Below are 23511 nucleotides of genomic sequence, written 5' to 3'. Positions count from 1 at the left end.
GGTGAGACACTTTGAGACTCTTCCGCGACCAAATGGACAAGACTCAGCTTTTGAAGGACTTCGAGGCCATCCGCATTGGCCTGGCTTCCCCCGAGAAGATCCGCTCCTGGTCGAGCGGCGAAGTTACCAAGCCTGAGACGATCAACTACCGTACCTTTAAACCTGAGCGAGACGGTCTGTTCTGCGCCCGCATCTTCGGACCGGTCACCGACTGGGAATGCTTGTGCGGTAAGTACAAGCGCATGAAGCACCGCGGCGTGATCTGCGACAAATGCGGCGTCGAGGTCACCCTTTCCAAGGTGCGCCGCGAGCGTCTGGGCCATATCGAATTGGCCAGCCCCTGTTCCCATGTCTGGTTCTTCAAGGGACTGCCCAGCCGCATCGGTCACCTCCTCGACCTGACCCTGCGCGACCTGGAACGCATTCTCTACTTCGAAGCCTATGTGGTCACCGATCCCGGCGACGACGACGTGCCGCTCAAAGAGAAAGAACTCCTCACGGAAGAGCGCTATCGTCAGTTGCAGGCCGAGTTCCCCGGCCAATTCGAGGCGGGAATGGGGGCCGAGGCCATCAAGGACCTGCTGGCCACCGTCGACATCGAGGCCTTGGCCATCGACCTGCGGGTGCGCATGAAGGAGGAAACCTCGCAACTCAAGCGCCTCAAGTTCTCCAAGCGCCTCAAGGTTGTGGACGCCTTCCGCAAGTCGGGCAACCGGCCCGAGTGGATGATCATGGACGTGATCCCGGTCATCCCGCCCGAGCTGCGTCCCCTGGTGCCGCTGGACGGCGGACGCTTCGCCACCTCCGACCTCAACGATCTCTACCGGCGCGTCATCAACCGCAACAACCGACTCAAGAAGCTGATTGAATTGCGGGCGCCCGAAGTCATCATCCGCAACGAAAAGCGCATGCTGCAGGAGGCCGTCGACGCCCTCTTCGACAACGGCCGCCGAGGGCGCGTGCTGCGGGGGGTCAAGAACCGCCCCCTCAAGTCCCTGTCCGACACCCTCAAGGGTAAGCAGGGACGCTTCCGTCAGAACCTGCTGGGCAAGCGCGTGGACTACTCGGGGCGTTCGGTCATCGTGGTGGGTCCGGAACTCAAGCTGCACCAGTGCGGACTGCCCAAAGTGATGGCATTGGAACTCTACAAGCCCTTCATCTACAACAAGCTGGAGAAGGGAGGCCACGCTACCACCATCAAGAGCGCTAAGGAAATGGTGGAAAACAAGGAAGCCATCGTTTGGGACATCCTGGAAGAGGCCATTAAGGAGCATCCGGTCCTGCTCAACCGGGCTCCCACCCTGCATCGACTGGGCATCCAGGCTTTCGAGCCGGTGCTGGTGGAAGGCAAGGCCATCAAGATTCACCCGCTGGTGTGCACGGCTTTCAATGCCGACTTCGACGGGGACCAGATGGCGGTGCACATTCCGCTTTCCCAGGAATCCCAAATCGAAGCCTCGGTGCTGATGCTCTCCAGCCGCAACATCCTCTCCCCTGCCAACGGGCAGGCGCTGGCCGTGCCCAGCCAGGACATCGTGCTGGGCTGCTACTACCTGACCTCGACCCGCAAGCAGTCCAAGGGTGCCGGGCGTTCTTTCGCCGATCCCTCCGAGGTCTACCATGCTTTGGAGCGGGGAGACGTGACTTTGCTGACGCCCATCCGCTACCGCATCAACGGCCGCCTCATCGACCTGACCAAGGAATACGATAATCAGGCCGTTATGCTGGCCGGCGTGCAGGTGGTGCGCAATCGTTGGATCGATACTACGGTGGGCCGGGTTATCTTCAACGACAACCTGCCTGACGAGATGCCCTTTATCAACGGGCTCCTCAAGAAGAAGGGCTTGCAGCAGCTGGTCAACTACTGCAACCTGCGCTCCGGATTGGAAACCACCGTAGAAATGCTCGATACCCTCAAGTCGTTGGGCTTCTACTACGCCACAAGGGCCGGCTTCACCGTGGCCATTTCCGACCTCATCATTCCCGACAATAAGGAAGGGATGGTGGAGGCCGCCCGCGAAGAAGTCATCGAGGTTGAGCAACAGTACCTGGACGGAGCCATCACCAACGGTGAGCGCTACAACAAGATCGTGGCCATCTGGTCCAATGTGACCGACCAGGTTGCCGACGTCATGTTCGACACCATGGCCGGCTTCGGAGAAGGCTCCGAGTTCAACTCCATCTTTACCATGGCCGACTCGGGAGCCCGCGGCAGCAAACAGCAGTTGCGCCAGTTGGCCGGCATGCGCGGACTGATGGCCAAGCCTTCGGGCGAGATCATCGAGACGCCCATCACCGCCAACTTCCGCGAAGGGCTGACGGTGCTGCAGTACTTCATCTCCACCCACGGCGCGCGCAAGGGTTTGGCCGACACGGCCCTCAAGACAGCCGACTCCGGCTACTTGACCCGCCGCCTGGTCGACGTGGCCCAAGACGTCATCATCACCGAAGAGGACTGCAATACGCTGGACGGCGTCGAGATCACCGCCCTCATCGAGGGAGGCGAGATCATCGAGGCCTTGCGCGACCGCATCGTGGGACGCGTGGCCCTGGAAAAGGTCGTCGATCCATTCACCGGCGAAACGCTGGTGGACGTCAACCAGGAGATCAACGAAGACAGCGCCGCCTCGGTACAGGCGGCCGGCATCGAGAGCGTCCTCATCCGTTCGGTCTTGACCTGTCAGGCCAAGCGGGGACTGTGCCGTCAGTGCTACGGCCGCAACCTGGCCACCGGAGAAATGGTGGAAATGGGCGAAGCCGTAGGAGTGCTGGCCGCTCAATCCATCGGAGAACCGGGCACCCAGTTGACCATGCGCACCTTCCATATCGGCGGCACCGCCAGCCGTATTGAAGAACAGTCGACCGTGGACTCCAAGACCGAGGGAACGGTCAAGTTCCTCAACGTGCAGACGGTCAAAGACAAAGAAGGCCACCTGGTGGTGATGAACCGCAACGGAAGCCTGCTGGTGATGAATGACAAAGGCCGCGAGAAAGAACGCCACGCCGTGATTTACGGCGCCAAGCTGATGGTCAAAGAAGGACAGAAGATCAAGCCCGGTCAGCGCTTGATCGAATGGGATCCTTTCACCTTCTCGATTCTCACCGAGTTCGGCGGAAAGATCCACTTCAAGGACATCGTCGAAGGCGTCACCATGAAGGAAGAGGTGGACGAGGTGACCGGGCTTTCCCGCAAGGTCATCATCGAGTCGCCCGACGAAAAGCGCCAGCCCCAGATCCAGATCAAGGACAAGAAGGGCAAGGTGCTCAAGTCGTACCTGATTCCTTCCCGCGCCCACCTGATGGTGGACAACGGCGACGAGGTGTTCCCGGGAGGAAACCTGGCCAAGATTCCCCGCGAGACCACCAAGACCAAGGACATCACCGGAGGCTTGCCGCGCGTGGTGGAACTCTTCGAGGCCCGCAAGCCCAAGGAGACGGCCGTCATCACCGAGATCGACGGCGTGGTCCGATACGGCGGAATCAGCCGCGGACAGCGCAAGATCGTGGTGGAAAACGAAGAAGGCGACACCAAGGCCGAATACCTGCTGCCCCGCGGCGTGCACATCAACGTCCAGGAGGGCGAGTTCGTCAAGGCCGGAGAGGCCCTCATGGACGGGCCCCGCAACCCTCACGACATCTTGCAGGTGCTGGGCGAGAAGGAACTGCAACGCTACCTGGTCAACGAGATCCAGGAGGTCTACCGCCTGCAGGGCGTCAACATCAACGACAAGCACATCGAGGTCATCGCCCGCCAGATGATGCGCTGGATCAAGGTGGAAGACGTCGGCGACACCGAGTTCCTGCTGGAGGAGCAGGTCGACAAGTTCCGTTTTCAGGAGGAGAACGAGCGGGTCGCCTCGGAGGGCGGCAAGAAGGCCACCGGACGTCCGCTGCTGCTGGGAATCACCAAGGCTTCTCTAAGCACCGATTCCTTCATTTCGGCAGCTTCCTTTCAGGAGACCACCCGCGTGTTGACCGAGGCGGCCATCAGCGGCAAGGTCGACTATCTGCGCGGCCTCAAGGAAAACGTGATCATGGGCCGCTTGATTCCGGCCGGAACCGGCATGGAGTACTACCGCAACATCGAAGTGGAGAGCACCATGCCGCAGGACGAGGGTCCCAGAGAAGCCGATCTGCTTCAGGAAGCCCTCGACGCCGAGACCAAGGGCGAGGCGGCCAAGGTCGAGTAGTCGGCCCGGCCATTGTCCAGAGGCAAAAAAGGGGGCGGCCATTTTTGGGGCCGCCCCCTTTTGTTTTCGTCTGAGCCTAATAGTGTGTTAGCGAGACTAGGGCTCGGTCAGGGCGCAGGAGCGGCTCCGCCGCCGCCGAGGGGCACCCCGTCGGCACGGACGACTCCGGTCTCGTCGATGGTGAAGACACGCCGTCCCGTGCTCTCGCTGATGGGCGTAGCAGTCACGTCAAAGCCGGCCTGGCCGTTAGCGGCGACCGCGAAGTTATATCCATCCTTGGTTCCGGCGGCCAGAACCTCGTCGATGAAGGGAGCGGCCGCGTCGCCCAGTTCGGCCAGGGTGCCGAAGGCGCCGTTTCCGACGGTGGATGAATAGGTGATCTGAGCTGTCGCGATGGTGCGGCAGGACGAGATGGCCGAAGCTTCGTTGGCCGCGATGCGCGATTGCACCAGGTTGGGAATCGCGATGGCAGCGATGATGCCGATGATCGCTACGACGATCAAAAGCTCAATCAACGAAAATCCACGTTGATTTCTCATTGTTGATAACCTCCGAAGAATTGCGTTTAAAGCATTCAATAATGACGGACCCAAACGGGGTCCTTAGTTATGCGTCACATCCTAGGGCAAAGCCACAAGAAAGATCAGTGACGCCAGTCACTCTTTCGGCATCTTTGCCCCGAAACTTTAGGAGGAACAAAGGCGCCCCTCCGCGGACCGGCGCCCAGGTTCCTCCTAGAATGAGGACATGTTGCCGATAAGGGTGAAAATGGGCAGGTACATGGAAACCACGATTCCGCCGATGACCACGCCCAGGAAGACGATCATGATGGGCTCGATCATGGTCAGCATGTTGGCTACAGCCGCGTCGGCTTCATCTTCGTAGTAGTCGGCCAGCTTGGAGAGCATCTGGTCCAGTTCGCCTGTCTGCTCTCCCACCCCGATGATCTGGGTCACCATGGACGGGAAGACCTTGACCTTGCGGATGGGCTCGGCCAGCGTCTTGCCCTCCTCCACCTCGCGGCGGGTCTTGAGCAAAGCATCCTTGATAACCACGTTGCCGGCGGTTTCGGCGGTGATTTGCAGGCCTTCCAGGATGGGAATTCCGCTCGTCAGCAAGGTGGAGAGAGTGCGTGAGAAACGGGCGATGGCGAGCTTCCGGATGACCGTTCCGATGACGGGTATGGCCAATTTGACCCGGTCGATGGCCAACCTTCCGTTGGGCGTCCGGTAGTATTGGCGAAAGCCCAGGGCTCCGATTCCGGCCAGGATCAAGATGGGGATGATGAACTGGCTGAGCAGGCTGGAAGTTTTCATGACGATGCGCGTGGGCAGCGGCAGGGAAGCTCCCATGCCCTCGAAGAGGGTAGCGAAGACGGGAATCACGAAGATCATGATCACGAAGACGATGATGACCGCAACGGCGATGACGATGGCCGGGTAAACGGAAGCCGAAACCACTCCGCGGCGCAGCTTGACGATCTTTTCGAGGAAGAGGCTCAGGCGCTGCAGGATGACGTCCAGAATACCTCCCGCCTCGCCGGCCTGAATCATGCTCACGAAGAGGTCGTCGAAGGTGCGCGGGTGCTTGCGCATGGCGTCGGCCAGGGTGGCGCCGGCCTCCACGTCGGCGCGCACCTGGCGCAGGGTGTCGCGGAAGACCTTCTTCTCGGCCTGGTCGGAGAGAATCGACAAGCACTGCACCAGCGGCAGTCCGGCATCAAGCATGACCGAGAACTGGCGGGAGAAGAGGGCCATGTCTTTGTAGCCCACGTTCTTGGTGGGCAGGGAGAGCTTGAGACCCTCACCCCCTTCTTTCTTCTCGCCGATCTTGATGGGCATGACGCGCTCATTGCGCAGGGCTGCCGCCAGCGCCTGCGGATTGGGAGCGAAGCGCTCGCCTGCAATGATCTCGCCGGTTTCGTAGTTGCGTCCTCTGAAGCTGAAATTAGGCATTTTTGATCTCTCCCCTCATTCCCTAATGCAGCATGGCCGCATGGGCCGCCGGGCGGTCGGGAATCCGTCCGCCGGCCCGCTGAATGATCTCCTGCAGTTCCTCGGGGTTGGAAGACTTTTCCCAGGCCGACTCGAAGGTGATCTTGCGGTCCATGTAGAGGTGGGAAAGGGATTGGTTCATGGTCTGCATGCCGAACTTGGCCTGCCCCGTCTGCATGGCCGAGTAGATCTGGTGGACCTTGTTCTCGCGGACCAAATTGCGGATGGCCGAGTTGGGCACCAGGATCTCCAGGGCCGGCACACGTCCTTCACCGCCCACCCGCGGCACCAGGGTCTGGCAGATGATGCCTTCCAGCACCATCGACAATTGAGCCCGGATCTGCTGCTGTTGGTGGGCCGGAAAGACGTCGATGATGCGGTTGATGGTGGAATGGGCGGAGTTGGTGTGCAGGGTGGCCAGGGTCAAGTGGCCGGTCTCGGCGATGCGCAGGGCCGATTCAATGGTTTCAAGGTCGCGCATCTCGCCGATCAGCACAACGTCGGGGTCTTCGCGAAGAGCCACTCTCAAAGCGTTGGAAAAGCTTTTGGTATCGGAGTTGACCTCGCGCTGGTTGATCAGGCAGCCCTTGTGATTGTGAAGGAACTCGATGGGATCTTCGATGGTGATGATATGGCCCTGCTGCTCGCTGTTGATGGTGTCGATCATGGTGGCCAGGGTGGTCGATTTTCCCGATCCGGTGGGTCCCGTCACAAGAAGCAGTCCGCGGGGCTTGTCGCAGAGCTGCTTGAGGATGGGAGGCAGATTGAGTTCCTCGAAGCTCTTGATCTCGAAGGGAATGAGACGGAAGACCGCCGCCACCGAACCCCTTTGGGTGAAGATGTTGCCGCGGAAGCGGGCCAGACCCTTGATTCCGAAACTGAAGTCGATCTCCAGGTTCTCTTCGTAGCGGAACTTCTGCTCGTCGGTCATGACGCTGTAGGCCAGCTTCTTGGTCTGAGCCGGCCTGAGATCGGCGAAGTCGAGCGGCACTACTTTGCCGTGGATGCGCACGCGGGGAGGCGTGTTGGGGGTCAGGTGCAGGTCGCTGCCGTTGAGATGGACCAGTTTTTCCAGCAACTCGGCCAGGCTGGCCTTGAATTCCTCGTTCGACTTCATGCGCGGTTCCTTTCCAAGTGCTCCAGGTGCGCTGTCAAGAAAATAATCTCCGCCGCCCCGCAAGGGGGGTGATCAGCGTCACGGCCTTGACGGATCTGGAGGCGCCAAGGCTCCTATGAGCAAATCGGATGCCAGGGCAAAAGTCTTTAGTGTTCGGCGGCGGTTTCGCGCAGCACCTCGTCCACGGTGGTCACACCCGCGCCCACCTTCTTGAGCCCGCTTTCGCGCAGGGTGATCATCCCTTCCTCGATGGCTTTCTTGCGCAGGTCGTCGACCGTAAATCCATCCCTGGAGAGGATTATTTGTCGAATTGCGGGCGTGACTTCCATGACCTCATAGAGGCCGATGCGGCCTTTGTATCCGCTTTCGCTGCAGGCGCTGCAGCCCTTGCCCTGGAAGGTCCGGACTTTCTTGGCCAGGGGAGCGGGGAAGCCCATTTCGATCAGCGTCGGCACCGGGGTCTGAACCTCCTGCTTGCACTCCTTGCAAATGCGGCGGACCAGGCGTTGAGCGCAGACGAGATTGACGGAGGAGGTGACCAGAAAGGGAGGGATGCCCATGTCCAGCATGCGGGTGATGGCCGAAGGGGCGTCGTTGGTGTGCAAGGTGGAGAGCACCAGGTGCCCGGTCTGGGCGGCCTTGATGGAGATCTCGGCGGTCTCCAGGTCGCGGATCTCGCCCACCATGATGATGTCGGGGTCCTGGCGCAGGAAGGAGCGCAGCGAGGCGGCGAAGGTGAGGCCGATCTGTTCCTTGGTCTGCACCTGATTGATGCCGGGGAAGTTGAATTCCACCGGATCTTCGGCCGTCATGATATTGACGTCCTCGGCGTTGAGGCGGTTGAGGCAGGTATAGAGAGTGGAGGTTTTTCCGCTCCCGGTGGGGCCGGTCACCAGGATCATGCCGTAGGGGCTGTCGGCAGCGTGTTGGAAACGGCGCAGCGAGTCCTCTTCGAAGCCCAGCTTGGTCAGGTCGAGGGGCAGCTTGGTGGCGTCCAGGATGCGCATCACGATCTTTTCGCCGAAGAGGGTGGGCAGGCTGGAAACGCGCAAGTCGATTTCTTTTTTGCGCCCGTGCTGGCTGATGCGCATCTTGATGCGCCCGTCCTGGGGCAGGCGGCGTTCGCTGATGTCCAGGTTGGCCATGATCTTGATGCGCGAGATGATGGCGTCTTTGAACTTGACGGGCGGGTTCATGACGATGAAAAGGACGCCGTCGATGCGGTAGCGCACGCGGAACTCCTTTTCGTAGGGCTCGATGTGGATGTCGCTGGCACCCTGGCGGATGGCCTCGGCCAGGATGAGGTTGACGAGCTTGATGATGGGAGCTTCCTCGCTGCCCTTCTGCAGGGCGTCGAGGTCCTCCATGTCATCTTCCTGAGAAAGCTCCAGTTCGTACTCGTCGGCGTCGGCCGACAATTCGTCGTAAACCTTCTGCAGTTCCAGGCTGTGTTCGTCACCGTAGAACTGTTCGATGGCCTCCCGGATATCGCCTTCCAGCGCGATCACCGGCTCCACCCTGAGCCCGGTCATGAACTTGATCTCGTCCAGGGCCATGATGTTGGACGGATCGGCTACCGCCACGGTGAGGGTGGTTCCCACCCGCTTGATGGGCACCAGTTGGTAGCGGATGGCGACGTTGACGGGGACCAGCGAGATGATCTCGGGATCGATCTCGGCTTTTTTGAGTTCGATGGAAGGGACGTCGTACTGTTTGCTCAGGGCCTGGCAGATGGCCAGGTCGGAGCAGTATCCGAGTTCTGAAAGAGTGGTGCCCAAGCGTCCGCCGTTGCGGCGCTGGTGAGCCAGGGCCTGGTTGAGCTGCTCATGGCTGAGCAGACCCTGCTCGATGAGGACTTCCCCGATACGGGTGGACATGGTCGAAAGCGTACCCGGCTCCCCCGTCCATTGTTGAAAGCGGAGGAGGCGGGACGGGATCGACCTCCTGCGTTGGTCCATTCGCCCGCCGTCCCGCGATCCGCCCGGCGGGGGCGCCCGCGGTCCGGCCAGGGCATGCTATCACTATCGGGCGGCCAGGCGGCATGCATTATCCGCGCCCTGCCCTCCGCAGCCTTGCGAAGGAGGGCTCCGGCGCCGTTTACCCAGGTTGAGTCAGTTCTGCTATCCTTAGCCGCGATGTCCGACGAGATGAATCCGATCCAGCTTGAAATCTATCGCAATCTCTTTTTCTCCATCGCCGAAGAAATGGGCACTGTTCTCAGACGAACGGCCTATTCCCCCAACATCAAGGAGCGGCGCGACTATTCTTGCGCCGTCTTTGAGGAGAGCGGCGCAGTGGTAGCCATGGGCGATCACATGCCCGTCCACCTGGGATCGATGCCCCTTTCGGTGGCTGCGGCTATCGACCATGAGCCTCTCTATCCCGGCGACATCGTCATCCTTAACGATCCCTTCTCGGGCGGCACTCACTTGCCCGACATCACCATGGTCATGCCGGTCTACCAGCCGTCCGCCCAATCCAGAAAGCCTCTCTTCTATCTCGCTTCCCGGGCTCACCACTCGGATGTGGGCGGCATGAGCCCCGGATCGATGCCTCTCAGCCGCGAGATCTTCCAAGAAGGTATCGTCATTCCTCCGTTGAAGCTTTACCGCGAGGGCAGGCTTAACCGCGAGATTCTTCGTCTGCTGCTGCACAACGTAAGGACTCCGCTGGAGCGGGAAGGCGACCTGGCCGCCCAAGCCGGAGCCCTGCGGGTTGGCGAGAAGCGGTTGCTGGAGTTGGTGGAACGGCGGGGACGCCGCGAAGTTTCCGAATATGTCACCCATCTGCAGGCCTATTCCGAGCGCATGGTGCGACAAGTGATAGCGGGCATCAAGAACGGGATTTACGAAGCTGAAGACATGCTTGACGACGGAGGAAGCGGCAAGAGCGGCTCGCGGCCCGTCAAGCTGCGGGTGGCCGTCACGGTGGGGGACGATGACCTCAAGGTAGACTTCAGCGGCACCGAGTCGCAGGTGCGGGGCCCGCTCAACGCTGTTCGCGCCATCGCCCTTTCGGCCGTCTATTACGTGGTGCGCTGCCTGACCCCTCCGCATGTTCCCTCCACGGCCGGGCTGATGAAGCCGGTCGAAGTCCTCTCGCCCTCGGGAACGGTGGTCAACGCCGAGTTTCCCTGCGCTACCGCGGGTGGCAACGTAGAGACCTCTCAACGCATCGTCGACGTGGTTCTGAAGGCTCTGGCACAGGCCCTGCCCGAACGCATCCCGGCCGCTTCTTCGGGCACCATGAACAACCTTGCTTTGGGGGGAATCGACCCCCGAAACCAACAGCCTTTTTCCTACTACGAGACCATCGCCGGAGGCATGGGCGCTTCGCCTCGGGGGGAAGGGGATAGCGGCGTCCATACCCACATGACCAATTCCCTCAATACGCCTGTCGAAGCGCTGGAGACGGCCTTTCCGCTGAGGGTGCGCGAGTACCGCCTGCGGCAAGGTTCAGGCGGACGCGGGCAGCACCTGGGGGGAGACGGCATCGTCCGCAGTTTCGAGGCTTTGAGCGAAATCGAGGTCACCGTATTGTCCGAGCGCCGCCGCTTCGCTCCCTATGGGCTTTCAGGCGGAAGAGCCGGCAAGAAAGGCATGAATTTCGCAGTTCTCAAAGGACGGCGCAAGAAACTGCCGGGCAAGGTCTCCCTGCGCCTCGCCAAGGGAGACGTGCTGACCATCGAAACCCCCGGCGGCGGAGGCTGGGGCAGTCCCAGGGGAAGACCGTCGAGAGGTCCGCAAAAGCCCCCGGCCAAGGCCCGCAAGGGCCCCTCGAGCCGACACAAAGACAACCGCGGAGGCAGCAAGGAGAAGGGCGGCAAGCCTGCTGCCAAGGACGCCGAAAAGCGCCCCCCGTCCAAGAAGCGGGGATCGGAAGAGAAGGGGGCCTCCAAGCGGGGGACCGGTCGCCAGAGTTCCCAGAACAACAACCGCCGCGGAGGCGGCAAAGGCTCTTCCCGTCCCCGCCAAGAGCGAAAGAACAATGCTTCGCGCCACCAGAGCCGCAAGGATTCTTCCCCGGGCAAGGCGGCCCAGGACTCCGGTTCCAAACCGGCGGCTGATAAGAAGAAGAGTTCCTGAAGGGCCCCGTTTCCGGCGGCCCCCGGAGGGCGTCTGCAGCTATGAACCGCAACGAAGTCCTCAAGATCTGCCGCGAAGAGTCAGTGCGCTTCATGCGTCTGCAGTTCACCGACATCCTGGGCTGCAACAAGAACGTCGAGGTGCCCGAAGGGCAATTCGAGAAAGCGCTGGACGGGCAGATCATGTTCGACGGTTCCTCCATCGAGGGATTCTCGCGCATCGAAGAGTCGGACATGCTGCTCTCTCCCGATCCCAACACCTTCCGCCTCTTTCCCTGGGAACAGGTCCGGCGCGGCAAAGTGGCTCGCCTGATCTGCGACGTCTGCCATCCCGACGGGTCGGTCTTCGAAGGCTGTCCCCGCAGCCGCCTCAAAGACGTCATCGCCGAAGCCAGACGGCAGGGCTTCGTGCTGCGGGCCGGATCGGAGGTGGAGTTCTTTCTCTTTCAGCGCAACGAAAGGGGCGAGCCCACCACCCGCACCCACGATGCCGGAGGCTATTTCGATCTGACTCCGGTCGACCGCGGCGAAGAAGCTCGACGGGATATCGTCAACACCCTCGAGGCCATGGGCTTCGAAGTCGAAGCGGCCCATCACGAAGTGGCGCCGGGCCAGCACGAGATCGACTTTCGCCACGAAGAAGCCCTGGCGGCCGCCGACAACATCGCCACCTTCCGTCTGGTGGTGCGCAAAGTGGCCCAAGACCATGGGCTGCACGCCACCTTCATGCCCAAGCCCATCCGCGAGGCGAGCGGATCGGGCATGCACCTTCATCAATCGCTGCAGCGCGACGGGGCCAACGCTTTTTTTGATCCGGCTTCCCAGAACGGCCTCAGCGAGGTGGCCCTGGGATTTATCGCCTCTCAGTTGCGTCACGCCCGCGGACTGTGCGCCGTTACCAATCCCCTGGTCAACTCCTACAAGCGTCTGGTGCGAGGATATGAAGCCCCCACCAGCGTGGCCTGGTCGGAACGCAACCGCAGTCCCCTGATCCGCATTCCCGCCCGCCGGGGAGAGGGAACCCGATGCGAATACCGCTGTCCCGACCCCTCCTGCAATCCCTACCTGGTGCTGGCCGCGCTGCTCAAAGTGGGCCTGGAAGGCATCGCCGAGGGACTCAAGCCCCCTCCCCCCGTCAACAAGAACATCTACAAGATGAGCGTGCGCGAACGCCGCAAGCACAAGATCGAAGACCTTCCCCGCAACCTGGACGAGGCCCTCACCTACCTGAAACGCGACAAGCTGGTGCAAAGCGCCCTGGGCACCCATATCTATAAGAACTATCGGGAAGCCAAAAAGCTGGAATGGCGCCGCTACTGCGAACAGGTCCACCCCTGGGAAGTCGAAACCTACCTGGGACTCTACTGACCCCGGATGACTGTCAAAAAAATGGGCGCTATGTACCGCCAGGGCGTTAGAGGACTTGGCAATTTGGCGCCTTCGGTGTAAAATTCTTGGACGCCATGTCTTTCATCCGCAGCATCAAGGCCAAACTGCTCCTTCGGGTGCTGCCCTTGTGCCTGGGTCCTCTGCTGGTGATCTCCGTCTATTCCTACTATTTGGCCAAGGACCAGATCACCGAAGACCGGGTCAAGCTTTACCTGGAAGAGATTGCCCAGGGCGTGGCCGACAGCATTCATCGCATGCTGCTCGAAACCTACGAGGACGTGCTGGCTCTCAGCTTTCACCAGGAATTCCGGGGAGTGCTGCGGGGCCAGCCGGACCAGGCCGAGGCTCAGCGCCTTCTCGATTCCATGGTGCTCATCTACAAGATCTTCGACCTCATCATCCTCTACGACGAAGAAGGCCGCATCGTGCTGGTCAGCCAGGTCGACCGGCGCAAGCTCTCGGAAATCCCCGAAGAGCTGTCGCTGCCCCTGGACAAGGTCCAGGCCCTGAGAGGACGCAGTCTTGCCCAGTACCAGGGGGGCGAGTGGCTGCGCCGGGTCCTCGACCTGCAGTACTTCGCCTTTCTCGACTGGCACTCCTCAGCCCTGGTGCAAAGGGTCTATCCCTATGATGATGAAGACATCGCGCTGCAATACAACCTGGGCTTCGCCTCGCCTGTCGTCGACTTGGAAACGGGCGAGTCCCTGGGGGGCGTGCTGGCTCTGATGAACTGGCAGTTCGTCCAGTCCGACATCCTCGACGACATCGAACGCCGCCTGGACACTCAAGACCTGCAGACCGGATACGCTTTCATGTTCGGACGCGATTCCGACACCATCATCGGTCATAAGTACCGGGCCAACCGCCGCCACCGGAGCGGTCAGGGACAGATGGTCGAGCAGTCCCCCAACAACTATGGAAAACGGCTGGTGGAAGACCTGGGCCTCCATGACCTGCAAGCGGCCGTGGCCCGCCGCGACGCGTCCTTTCAGTACCAGTATCCGGTGGGAACCGACAAGATATCTGGCCTGGCCGAAGTCGATGCCGAGAACCGCCTGGCCGACATCTTCGGAGAGCGCTTGGGCTGGGTGTGCGGAGTCGGTATCGACAACGACGAGATTTTCGGCACCGTCTACGACCTGCGCAAGGCCATTATCTTCGTGGCTCTTTTCTCGGCCGTGCTGGTGGTTTTCCTGGTCTTCTCCACCGCCGAGAGCATCAGTGTGCCCTTGCGCGAGCTGCGCATCGGGGCGGCCCGCATCTCCGGAGGCGACTTCAGCGAGAGAGTTTCGGCCAAGGGCGCCGACGAGATCGCCGAACTGGCCTCCACCTTTAACGAAATGGCGGCCTCATTGGAGGAACGCAGCCGGGCTTTGCTGGAACTCAACCGCAACCTGGAGGAAAAAGTCCAGGAGCGCACCCGCGAACTGGAAGAGCGCAACACCGAGGTCAAGAAGGCCTACCGCGAACTGCAGGAAACCCAGGTGCAGTTGATCCAGAGCGAGAAGATGGCCTCCCTGGGGCAGTTGGTGGCGGGGATCGCCCACGAAATCAAGAATCCGCTCAATTTCATCTACGGCAATACGGACTTCCTCAAGCAGTATGTCGGCGACCTCAAGCGACTGATCGGACAGCTTGAAGAAATCCTGCCCGATTCGGAGGAGGCGCAGACCCGGGTGGATGCCCTCAAAGACCAGATCAACTACCAGTTCCTCAGCGAAGACCTGGATACTCTGATCGCCAATTTCGAGGAAGGCGCCAAGCGCATCCACGCCATCATCGGCGATTTGCGCACCTTCTCGCGCCTGGACACCGACCAATTGAGGTCGGTGGACATCCGCGAACCCATCGATCTGGCCCTCAACCTGCTGCGCAACCAATATCGCGACCGCATCCGCATCCACAAGGAATTCGCCGATCTTCCTCTGGTGGAATGCGACCCCGGCAAGATCAGCCAGGTGGTCATGAACCTCTTGGTCAACGCCTGCCACGCCATCCCCGAGCAGGGCGACATCTGGGTGCGCACGGCCCGTCGCGACGGCTCGGCACTGATCGAAATCGAAGACAACGGGAAAGGGATCGATCAGGAGCACCTCAACAAGGTTTTCGAACCCTTTTTCACCACCAAGCCGGTGGGCAAAGGGACCGGACTGGGATTGAGCATCAGCTACGGAATCATTCAGCAACACAAAGGAAAGATCGAGGTCGAGAGCCGGCCCGGAAAGGGCACTCGCTTCCGCGTCGAACTGCCCTTCAAGTCATGACTCAAGCCACTCTATCGCTGCTCATCGTCGACGACGAGCCGGCCAACCTGCAGAAGCTCAAACGCACCCTGATGAAGGACTATCAGGTGCTGCAGGCGCGCTCGGGAGACGAGGCCCTGGAGATCCTCAAAGAGCATGCCGTGGCCGGCATCATCACCGACCAGCGCATGCCGGGACTGAGCGGAGTCGAGTTGCTGCGCGAATCGCTCAAGATCCTGCCCGACGCGGTGCGCATCATCCTGACGGGGTTCACCCAGGTCGACGACATGATGGACGCCATCAACAAGGGGCATGCTCACCGCTATATCACCAAGCCCTGGGAACCTCAGGAACTGCGCCAGGTGGTGGCCCAGGAAATGGAACGCTACCGCCTCACCAAAGAGAATGAGCGGCTCAACGACAAACTGAAGATGGCCAACCGCCAACTGCGCTCCGAGAACATCCGCCTCAAGGAAGAGATGCAGGCCCTCAAGGGATCGTCCTCGCTGATCTACGAAAGCGGTCCCATGGACGAGCTCATCAAGATGTTGGACCGGGTGGTGGGCACGGATTCCACCGTCTTGATCCAGGGCGAAACGGGAACCGGAAAGGAACTGCTGGCCCGCTACATCCACGACCACAGCAACCGGGCCGGCAAGGACTTCGTTCCCGTCAACTGCGGCGCCATCCCCGCCGACCTGGTGGAAAGCTCCTTCTTCGGACACAAGAAGGGCGCCTTTACAGGGGCTGTCGAGGACGCCAAGGGCTATTTCGAGACAGCCCACCAGGGCACCTTGTTCCTGGACGAGATCGGGGACGCCTCCGTGGACCTGCAGGTCAAGCTCCTGCGCGTGCTGCAGGAAGGAGAGATCTACCCTGTGGGCTCGCGGGCCCCCCTGCAGGTCGACGTCCGGGTTATCGGATCGACCAACCGCAATCTCAGCAGCATGGTGGAGAAAGGAAAGTTCCGTCAAGACCTCTTCTTCCGCCTCAATGTCTTCTCGGTCCACGTCCCTCCTCTCAGAGCCCGTCCCGAAGACGTCGTTCCCCTGGCTCAGCACTTCCTGGAGCGCTTCTCGGCCAAGCTCAACAAGCAGGTGGACGGATTCGCGGAGGAGGCCCTGCAGGTGCTGCAAGACTATTCCTGGCCGGGCAACGTCAGGGAGCTGGAAAACGAGGTCGAACGCATGGTGATCTTGGCCGACGCCGGCCAGCCCCTTTCGGCATCCACCGTTTCCGAGCGCATCCGCTACCACACGGCCTCTTCTTCCTCTCAAGGCTCTCTCAAGGACCAGGTGGCGGCCCTGGAGCGCCGTCTCATACTGGAATCGCTCAAAGAGCACAAGAACAACAAGTCGCGCGCCGCAAGCGCTCTCGGCGTCAGCCGCCAGACCATCATTTCGAAACTCAAGGAATACGAAGCCCGATAAGGGCCCGGCTGACACCCCTCCTCCTTTTCTTGTGCAGCAACTGCCTCTTTCTTTTACACCTGGTGTTAAAATCTTTTACACCCACATAAGTCTTTTGTTTTAAGCATTTAAGACAGGTTTGGCTGGCCGGCGGGTGTGAAACGGTTGGACAGTGCGAGACTCCCCCAAGGGGCGCAAAGCCCCGTCCCGCGGGCATTCGGCGCTTTGGCACGCCTTTTGCTCTTATAAAGGGTGCATTGGAGGAATCATTGCTATGGGAACTTATATAGCCAGTGTCGCACCGATGGAAGCTAACCTCATGTCGCGGGTCCGCAATCGTGAGGACGGGGCCTTCCACGAGCTCTTCCATCGCTTTCAAGACAAGATCTTCCGCACGGCCATGCGCATCCTCAAGGAAGAGGCCGCGGCCCAGGATGCCCTGCAGGAGACCTTTTTCAATATATATCGCGCCTCCAGAAGCTTCAGGGGCGATTCCAAGATCGGCACCTGGGTCAACCGCATCACGGTCAACGTGTGCCTGGAGATGATCCGCAAGAACAAGAAGCATGCCCAGCGCATCGACGAGGACATCTCCGAGAACGTGTTCCTGGAAGACCGCAAGATCAAAAATCCCTATCAGAAGGCGGTTCAGAACGAAGCCCGCCGCCGCGTCCACGGGGCCCTTCAGAGATTGGGAGAAAAACACCGCACGGTGGTGGACCTGCACGATTTGCAGGGCTATACGATTCGGGAAATCGCCTCCATGATCGACGTAGCCGAAGGCACCGTGAAGTCACGCTTGTTCTATGGCCGCCAGGAACTCAAGAAGCAGTTGACCCAGTAAATGTCCGCCTCGCACAACGCCGCCCCGACTTGAGGGCGCCGGTCGAAGCGACCGCTCGTTCATCTCTCTGCGCTCATCCTTGGAAAAGCCGAGAGCACCCCATGGCGGGCCGCCTCTCTCCCCGGAGGCGGCCCGCCATTCTCTTTAGGCTCGATCTTCGAGGATTTGAGAAGAGACTTGATTTCTCAGTACAATCGAGGGTACGAGGTACGGGAAAGGCGATTTTGGTGGGCGACAATTCCATACTGATTGTAGCGGGAGAGGCTTCGGGGGACGAGCATGCGGCGGGCCTGATCAAGGAAGTGAAACATCTTTACCCGGAAACCCGTCTGGAGTGGTACGGCAGCGGGGGCCGGGAAATGGCCGGGCAAGGCGTTGATCTCATGGCTGACGTACGCGACCTGGCCGCCATCGGCCCGAGAGCGGCCATGGCCCATTTGCCCTCTTACTGGAAACTCTACAGGGGGCTGCAGAAACGGGCCCGCAGGCAGCGGCCCAAGGTAGCCATTCTGGTGGATTTTCCCGAGTTCAACCTGCTCTTGGCCCGGCGCTTGAAGAAGATGACGATTCCGGTGTGCTATTTCATCAGTCCCCAGATCTGGGCCTGGAGGTCCTCCAGGGTGAAGAAGGTGCGCCGCTACGTCGACAGGATGCTGGTGATTTTGCCTTTCGAAGAAGACTTCTACCGCCGCCATGGCGTGCGGGCCCGTTACGTGGGAAATCCGACCGCCGCCCGCCTGGGACTGCGGCCGGCTGCCCGGCCCCAGCCGGGACACGCGCCCCTGGTGGCCCTCCTGCCCGGCAGCCGGACAAAAGAGGTGGAGCAGATTCTCCCCCTGCAGATGGAAACAGCCCGGCAAGTGGTGCAGAAGGCGGCTCAGGCAGGTTTGGCTCAGCCCCGCTTCCGCCTGGCGGCCGCCCCTACCATAGACTTGGCCGTCCTCAGATCGCAGGTCGAGCAGTGGATGCGGGGACGAGGTGTGCGGTTCGAGGTGGAATTCGTACAGGACGAGATTCGCAAGGCTCTGGCAGGCGTCGACTTCGCGCTGGTCAAGAGCGGGACCTCGACCTTGGAAGCCATGATTTTGCAAGTGCCCTTCGCCATGCTCTATCGGATGTCGTTGACGAGTTGGCTTTTCGGGCGAGTTTTAGTCGATGTCGATACCTATTGTTTGGCCAACATCGTGGCCGGACGCCGAATCGTGAATGAGTTCGTACAGTTCGGCGCGCGGCCCTCGGCAATGGCCGATCACATCGTCGAGCACTTGGCGGATGCCCGCAAAGCCGAAGCCATGCGGCTGCGTCTGGCCGAAGGGGCCAGACGGATGGGCCAAGGGGATGCCTACCGGGAGGCGGCCCGCTGCTTGGGCGATTGGATAGAAAAAGAGAAAGAGGCCGCGTGATGATACGACGCGTTTTTCAGAGGATAGTTTTGGCGGGCCTGTTGGCGGCCTGCACGGCCGCCGCGGCGGCTCAACCGCAGCCCGATGTCGAGGCAGGACGCATCGACGTGCTCAACTACGATATCCGGGCCCGCATCATTCCCGACAGAGCTGCCCTGGACGGCACCGCTACGGTCCGTTTCAGGGTGCTGGACGACACCCTCAGCGTCCCCTTCAAGCTCAACAGCCGGCTGGTGCTCACCAGCGTGCGCTCGGAAGAGGAGCGCTACAACAGCCGCTTCACCGACTTCGGGACCGACCAGTTCATGGTGCGGGGAAGGGACCCCTTCCGCGGCGGACAGGAGTATACCCTCATCTTCGAATTCGAGGGGACCCTCGAGAATGAGCAGTTCGCCTTTCTCGAAACCCCGGAACGCTCTCCCGCCTTCATCAACCGCAACGGCGCCGTCCTGCTCAGTCAGGGGAATTGGTTTCCTGCTCACGACCTGCCATTGGACACTGCGCCCGTTTCCCTCCGCGTCCAGGTTCCCTTGGGCTTTACGGTGGTGGGGCCGGGACAACTGAATCCCATCGAGACCGCCGGAGTGGAAGAGGTCTTCACTTGGGTTTCCCAGCGCCCCCTGGGAGAGATGCCGGTGGTGGTGGCCCGCTTCCTGCGCGAGCGCTTCGATGAGGAACCCTTGCCGCTGACCTTTTTCGTGGCCGAGGACTTCGAACTTGACTTGAAGCCCATGGTCGAGGAGATCGGCAAAGTCATCGAGTTCTACCGGCAACGCTACGGCCCGCTGGGCCTGCAGCGCCTCAACCTTGCCCAGGCGGGCAACGTCGACTTGGCCGGGCGAGGCAGTCTGGGCCTGCTGCTGATGGAAAGCGACTTGCTGCGGTCGGGAGACGTTCCCCGCATGCAACTGGCGTCCCTTCTGGCCCTGCAGTGGTGGGGATACTCGACGGAGTTGGCAAGCTACCAGGACGCCTGGCTTCGAGACGGTTTCGCCACTTATTCGGCTCTTCAGTACGTCCGTTCTCAGGACGTCGAGGAGTACAAGAACGAGTTGGCCAAGGCTTCGGTCGACGCCCTCAAATACGAGGACCGGTCGCCCGTGATGGAAGGATTGTCGCTGGATCCCGGCACGGCTCAGTACCAGTCCATCGTGGCCTCCAAGGGCGCATGGGTGCTCTACATGCTCTCCCAACTGGTGGGCGAGGAGGAATTTCACGACCTGCTGAGCGACTGGTTCGCCCGCATAAAGGGCGGCAAAGCCTCCACCGCCGACTTCCGCAGATTGGTGGAGGAGCGCAGCGGCAAGGACTACGGATGGTTCTTTCTGCAGTGGATCGAACAGGTGGGCGTCCCCGAGTTCACGGTCGAATACACGATCTACAAACGCCGTGACGGAAACTACCGCATCGAAGGACAGGTCTTGCAGGACCTCGACCTGTTTCAGATGCCGGTCGACATCCTGGTCGAGACCAAGGGGCAAGCCGAGGAGAAAAAGCTGGAGGTGAAGGGCCGCCGTACGTCCTTCAATTTCATGACGGAAACTTTGCCCGAGCGCCTGGTCTTCGATCCCAAGGGCAAGATCCTGCTCGATTCCGAATCGCAGCGGCTGCGCGTACACATCGCCCTGGGCGACGAGTTCTTGCGCCAGGGCGAGTTCGTGGCGGCGATTGCCGAATATGAAAGGGCCAAGGCAGAGGATCCGCGAAGCTCTCTGGTCCATCATCGGCTGGGCGAAGTCTACTTCAGGCAGCAGAGCTACAACCTGGCCGCCAATTCCTTCAGGGACGCGCTCAACGGCGATCTGGAGCCGGAATGGGTGGAGACTTGGACCCACATCTATCTGGGCAAGATCTACGACGTCCTGGGCCAGCGCCAGAGGGCCTTGGCCGAATACCAGAAAGCCGTCAACAGCGGAATCGACTATCGGGGCGCCCAAGCTGAAGCCCAGAAGTACATCAAGTCGCCCTACTCCAAGCCCTCCAACTTCATTGAGTAGGGTTGGGCCGGGGCAAGACCGGCAAGGAGGCGAACTGGCCCGGTCGCACCTGAATGGCGGTTGCGGCCACCTGTCCTTGTGAAGCGACCACCGTGACCTGGCCCACGAAGTTCGAGAAATCGACCGCCTGGTCCCAGTCGATCTCATCGGTGAAGCGCGAGATTTGCCCCATGGGCGCCAGCATGACTTGCGCGCCGGCTTGGGGAATCCCGTCCTGATCGGACAGAGTGAGGTTCAGACTCACTTCCTGAGCCTCGAGGTTGTAGATGGCCAGGCCGGTGCGCCGCATCAGGGCCCGCACTTCGACGGGAACTTGGAAGCTCTGCAGAGGCTGGCTGGGTCCCACGCCCGCCAGACCGAAACTGCCTCCGAAAAGAACCACGCCTCCGATGGGCGTCTGGGAACGGATCGTCAGCGAACCCGAGGCTAGTTGCCCTTGCGCCTCGGTCTGGAAAATCCTCACGCCTTGGGCGGGAAGCTCGGCTTCCAGGGAGCCGCTGACGACTGCGCTGTTGATGGTCAGGGTGAGCGGGTCTCCGCTCTGGTCGCGGATTTCCAGCCGAATCATGGTCGCCTCGCCGCCGGCGTTGCCCAGGATGAGCTGGCTGGCCAGGCCTCCCCCGCCTCCGAACTGGGCGAAATGCAGCGTCTCCGGCAGTTCGGGGTCAGGTGGCGGAGGGTTCTCCTCCTGAACGGTGAAGTCTTCCAGGATGCGGCCTTCCGACCGCCCTCTCAGAGCGATGACGCTGCTGCTCACCTGCAAGGGGCCTGCCGAGGCGGGCGTGCGGTAGAAAGACTCCAGGAAAGTGTCGCTGATGGCCAGTTCAGGCCCCACCATCCGATAATCGTCCGACACCCTCAGGTGCAGAGGCAGCAGGAAGGTTTCGAGCAGAACCAGTCCGTCGCCCTCGCCCGGCAGCAGCGAAGCCGACGATATGGCGGTGCCCAACAGTTGCGAGGGGATATTGCGGGCGGGAAGGGGGACCATGGCCAGGATCAGGGGGTTGGCGAGCAACGACGCCATGACGCCCTCCATGAGAGCCGAGCCGCCGTCCTTGGCGCGGACGATGTAATCGATCCGCCCCGAGGCCGCTTCCATGCCGCCCAGTCCCAGGTTGACGGTGAGCGAGAACTCGCTCTGGTAGAGCGTGTCGCCGACCTCGACGTTGGAGAGATCGATGCTGCCCCGGTCGACTTCGAGGATTCGGGTGACGGGAAGATCGTCGTCCATCAGATTGAGCTGCGAGGTCCTCTCGAAGCTATGCAGGGTGGAGGGCGCCAGCAGTCCGCCGGGAGTGATGCCCACCGTCCCGCCGGGAGCGAAGGACAACTCGGAGGAGGGGGCGGGCAGATCGGTGATGATGCGGCCCCTCACCTGGAAGTCGTCGGCGGCTTCCGCGTCCTCGCTCCAGAGCACGAGAAGCCGGTCCGCTCCGGCCGCCATGGCGGGCTGGAAGGCTCCCTGCAAGGGAGGCGCGCTTTGGGCTTGAGTCAAGGTGAGTCCGGTTGGCGGCTGGCCGTCTTCCAGGCCCGGATTGACGAAGAGCAGCTCCAGGCTGACTCCGGCCTGCTGGTCCTCTGCCGTCGAAGCCAGGACGTAGTTGCGGCCGGCGAAGCCCAGGGCGGCCGAGGAGCTCACAGGAGCGGCGGAGAACTGAGCCGTCCTGCTGCCTTGCGGTCCGATGCGACGCAACATCACCGTCCTAGTGTCCGGCCCGGCCATGCTTTCCTCGACGTTGTCCCAAGCCACGAGAAGATCGGAGGAAAGCGGATTGGCGGCCACCACCGGCTCATCGGGCCGGCCGATGAAGGAGCCGCGAACCGCGAATTCCACCCCTTGAGGCGTCCCCTCGCCGTCGAAGATCTGGCCTCTGAGTTCGATTCCTGGGCTGCCTGTCAACCAAACCCAGAGATATTCGCCGGTGGCCGGGTTGAAGGCCACGTCGGGGTCGGACTTGGTACCGCCGGAGGTCGTCTGCACGTCTCCCGCGATCGTCCCGTCAGACTGCACGAAGGCGGCGTCGACGATGGTTCCAAAGCCGGTCTGAAACTCCCAGACCACCAAAAAACGCCGATTGTAGGGGTCATAGGCCATGGAGGGATTCGTGGCCGCCCCCGGCGTCACTTCGACGGTCGCTCCGTCGGGCCGTCCCTGTCCATCCAAGACCCGGGCGAAAAGCCCTTGGGGCGATCCCTGCAGGGTGGATCGCCCCCAAACCGCCAAGTGAGAATCAGTCTGGGGCGAGTAGCCCACGGCGAAGCGACCGACCATGCCCTGGGCCGGCGCCGCCACCTCCACCGGCTGACCCGCCACTTGTCCCTGGGAGTCGACGGACTGGGCCAGCAGTACCACGGTGTCGTTCCGTTCCTCCAGGTAGAAGACGATGAACTCCTGACGCAGCGGATTGAAGGTGGCCGCGGGGAAAAACGAGTCCAGGCCCTCTTCGTCGACTTGGCCGAGGGTTATTTCAGGACCCAAGGTTTGGGCGCAGAGCGGTGGAAGCGCCGCCAGTAAAAGAAGCAATCCGAGAAAGAGAGCCGGCTTTAAAAGGTGTCTGGACATCCTTGACATTTTAGGCGCTAAGACCGCGATAGCAAGTCCAGATCGGCCGGCCCGGCAGGAGGAGGCGCGGCGTGGCCAAGCCCGACTTGACAGAAGGAGCGCGAAAACGTATTCTAAAAGTTCGCGAGTAAGCGAGTGTTCTTTGACAACTGGACGGTAAGCAGTAAAGCGTTGAGCAGGAATCGGGTGTTGGGTTTTTTAGATTCAACTGAGAGTTTGATCCTGGCTCAGAATCAACGCTGGCGGCGTGCCTAACACATGCAAGTCGAGCGCGAAAG

13 protein-coding genes and 1 rRNA gene are annotated in these 23511 nt (G+C 61.2%); 9 read left to right on the top strand and 5 right to left on the bottom strand.

Features of this window, described 5'->3' with window-relative positions; all coding sequences use genetic code 11:
* The first annotated feature begins 32 nt into the window (after positions 1–32).
* The gene (gene rpoC, locus VLU25_22145) at positions 33–4190 is read left to right on the top strand and encodes a DNA-directed RNA polymerase subunit beta' (protein HSR70644.1); all 4158 of its coding nucleotides are present in this window, start codon (positions 33–35) and stop codon (positions 4188–4190) included.
* Between the two features lie 107 nt (positions 4191–4297).
* On the opposite strand, the gene VLU25_22140 is transcribed toward rpoC, so the two are convergent.
* From VLU25_22140 to pilB, 4 genes are all read right to left on the bottom strand, one after another.
* Complete coding sequence (locus VLU25_22140) at positions 4298–4729, bottom strand: prepilin-type N-terminal cleavage/methylation domain-containing protein (protein HSR70643.1); 432 nt, start codon at positions 4727–4729, stop codon at positions 4298–4300.
* Between the two features lie 195 nt (positions 4730–4924).
* Positions 4925–6145: a type II secretion system F family protein gene (locus VLU25_22135; GenBank protein ID HSR70642.1), complete on the bottom strand. Its 1221-nt coding sequence runs from the start codon at positions 6143–6145 to the stop codon at positions 4925–4927.
* A 22-nt stretch (positions 6146–6167) separates the two neighbouring features.
* Complete coding sequence (locus VLU25_22130; GenBank protein HSR70641.1) at positions 6168–7301, bottom strand: type IV pilus twitching motility protein PilT; 1134 nt, start codon at positions 7299–7301, stop codon at positions 6168–6170.
* A 146-nt stretch (positions 7302–7447) separates the two neighbouring features.
* Positions 7448–9178 (bottom strand): type IV-A pilus assembly ATPase PilB, encoded by a 1731-nt coding sequence (gene pilB / locus VLU25_22125; GenBank protein HSR70640.1) that lies wholly within the window; start codon positions 9176–9178, stop codon positions 7448–7450.
* A gap of 258 nt (positions 9179–9436) precedes the next feature.
* On the opposite strand from pilB, the gene VLU25_22120 reads away from it, so the two are divergent.
* From VLU25_22120 to VLU25_22090, 7 genes are all read left to right on the top strand, one after another.
* Positions 9437–11386: a hydantoinase B/oxoprolinase family protein gene (locus tag VLU25_22120; protein ID HSR70639.1), complete on the top strand. Its 1950-nt coding sequence runs from the start codon at positions 9437–9439 to the stop codon at positions 11384–11386.
* A 41-nt stretch (positions 11387–11427) separates the two neighbouring features.
* Positions 11428–12753: a type I glutamate--ammonia ligase gene (gene glnA / locus VLU25_22115; GenBank protein ID HSR70638.1), complete on the top strand. Its 1326-nt coding sequence runs from the start codon at positions 11428–11430 to the stop codon at positions 12751–12753.
* A 95-nt stretch (positions 12754–12848) separates the two neighbouring features.
* Positions 12849–15038 carry an ATP-binding protein gene (locus VLU25_22110; protein ID HSR70637.1) on the top strand — a complete coding sequence of 730 codons (2190 nt, stop codon included), beginning with the start codon at positions 12849–12851 and terminating at the stop codon, positions 15036–15038.
* Positions 15035–16447, top strand: a complete 1413-nt coding sequence (locus tag VLU25_22105; protein HSR70636.1) for a sigma-54 dependent transcriptional regulator — start codon at positions 15035–15037, stop codon at positions 16445–16447. Before VLU25_22110 ends, VLU25_22105 begins: the two co-directional genes overlap by 4 nt.
* Positions 16448–16700: 253 nt before the next feature.
* Complete coding sequence (locus tag VLU25_22100; GenBank protein HSR70635.1) at positions 16701–17270, top strand: sigma-70 family RNA polymerase sigma factor; 570 nt, start codon at positions 16701–16703, stop codon at positions 17268–17270.
* 227 nt (positions 17271–17497) lie between these two features.
* Positions 17498–18673, top strand: coding sequence for a lipid-A-disaccharide synthase (lpxB, locus tag VLU25_22095; protein HSR70634.1), 1176 nt, complete (start codon positions 17498–17500; stop codon positions 18671–18673).
* Positions 18673–20670: a M1 family aminopeptidase gene (locus VLU25_22090; protein HSR70633.1), complete on the top strand. Its 1998-nt coding sequence runs from the start codon at positions 18673–18675 to the stop codon at positions 20668–20670. The genes lpxB and VLU25_22090 overlap by 1 nt, the downstream gene beginning before the upstream one ends.
* Here the strand turns inward: VLU25_22090 and VLU25_22085 are convergent.
* The gene (locus tag VLU25_22085) at positions 20660–23233 is read right to left on the bottom strand and encodes a hypothetical protein (protein ID HSR70632.1); all 2574 of its coding nucleotides are present in this window, start codon (positions 23231–23233) and stop codon (positions 20660–20662) included. The two genes, VLU25_22090 and VLU25_22085, sit on opposite strands and share 11 nt — an antisense overlap.
* Before the next feature lie 204 nt (positions 23234–23437).
* On the opposite strand from VLU25_22085, the gene VLU25_22080 reads away from it, so the two are divergent.
* Positions 23438–23511: ribosomal RNA gene (locus VLU25_22080) — 16S ribosomal RNA — on the top strand; the annotation flags it as partial.

It is taken from the genome of Acidobacteriota bacterium (assembly GCA_035471785.1).
Lineage (GTDB): Bacteria > Acidobacteriota > UBA6911 > RPQK01 > DATIPO01 > JANQFM01.
The sequence above is the reverse complement of the archived record's forward strand: the minus strand, read 5'-3'. Positions and strand labels throughout refer to the sequence as shown.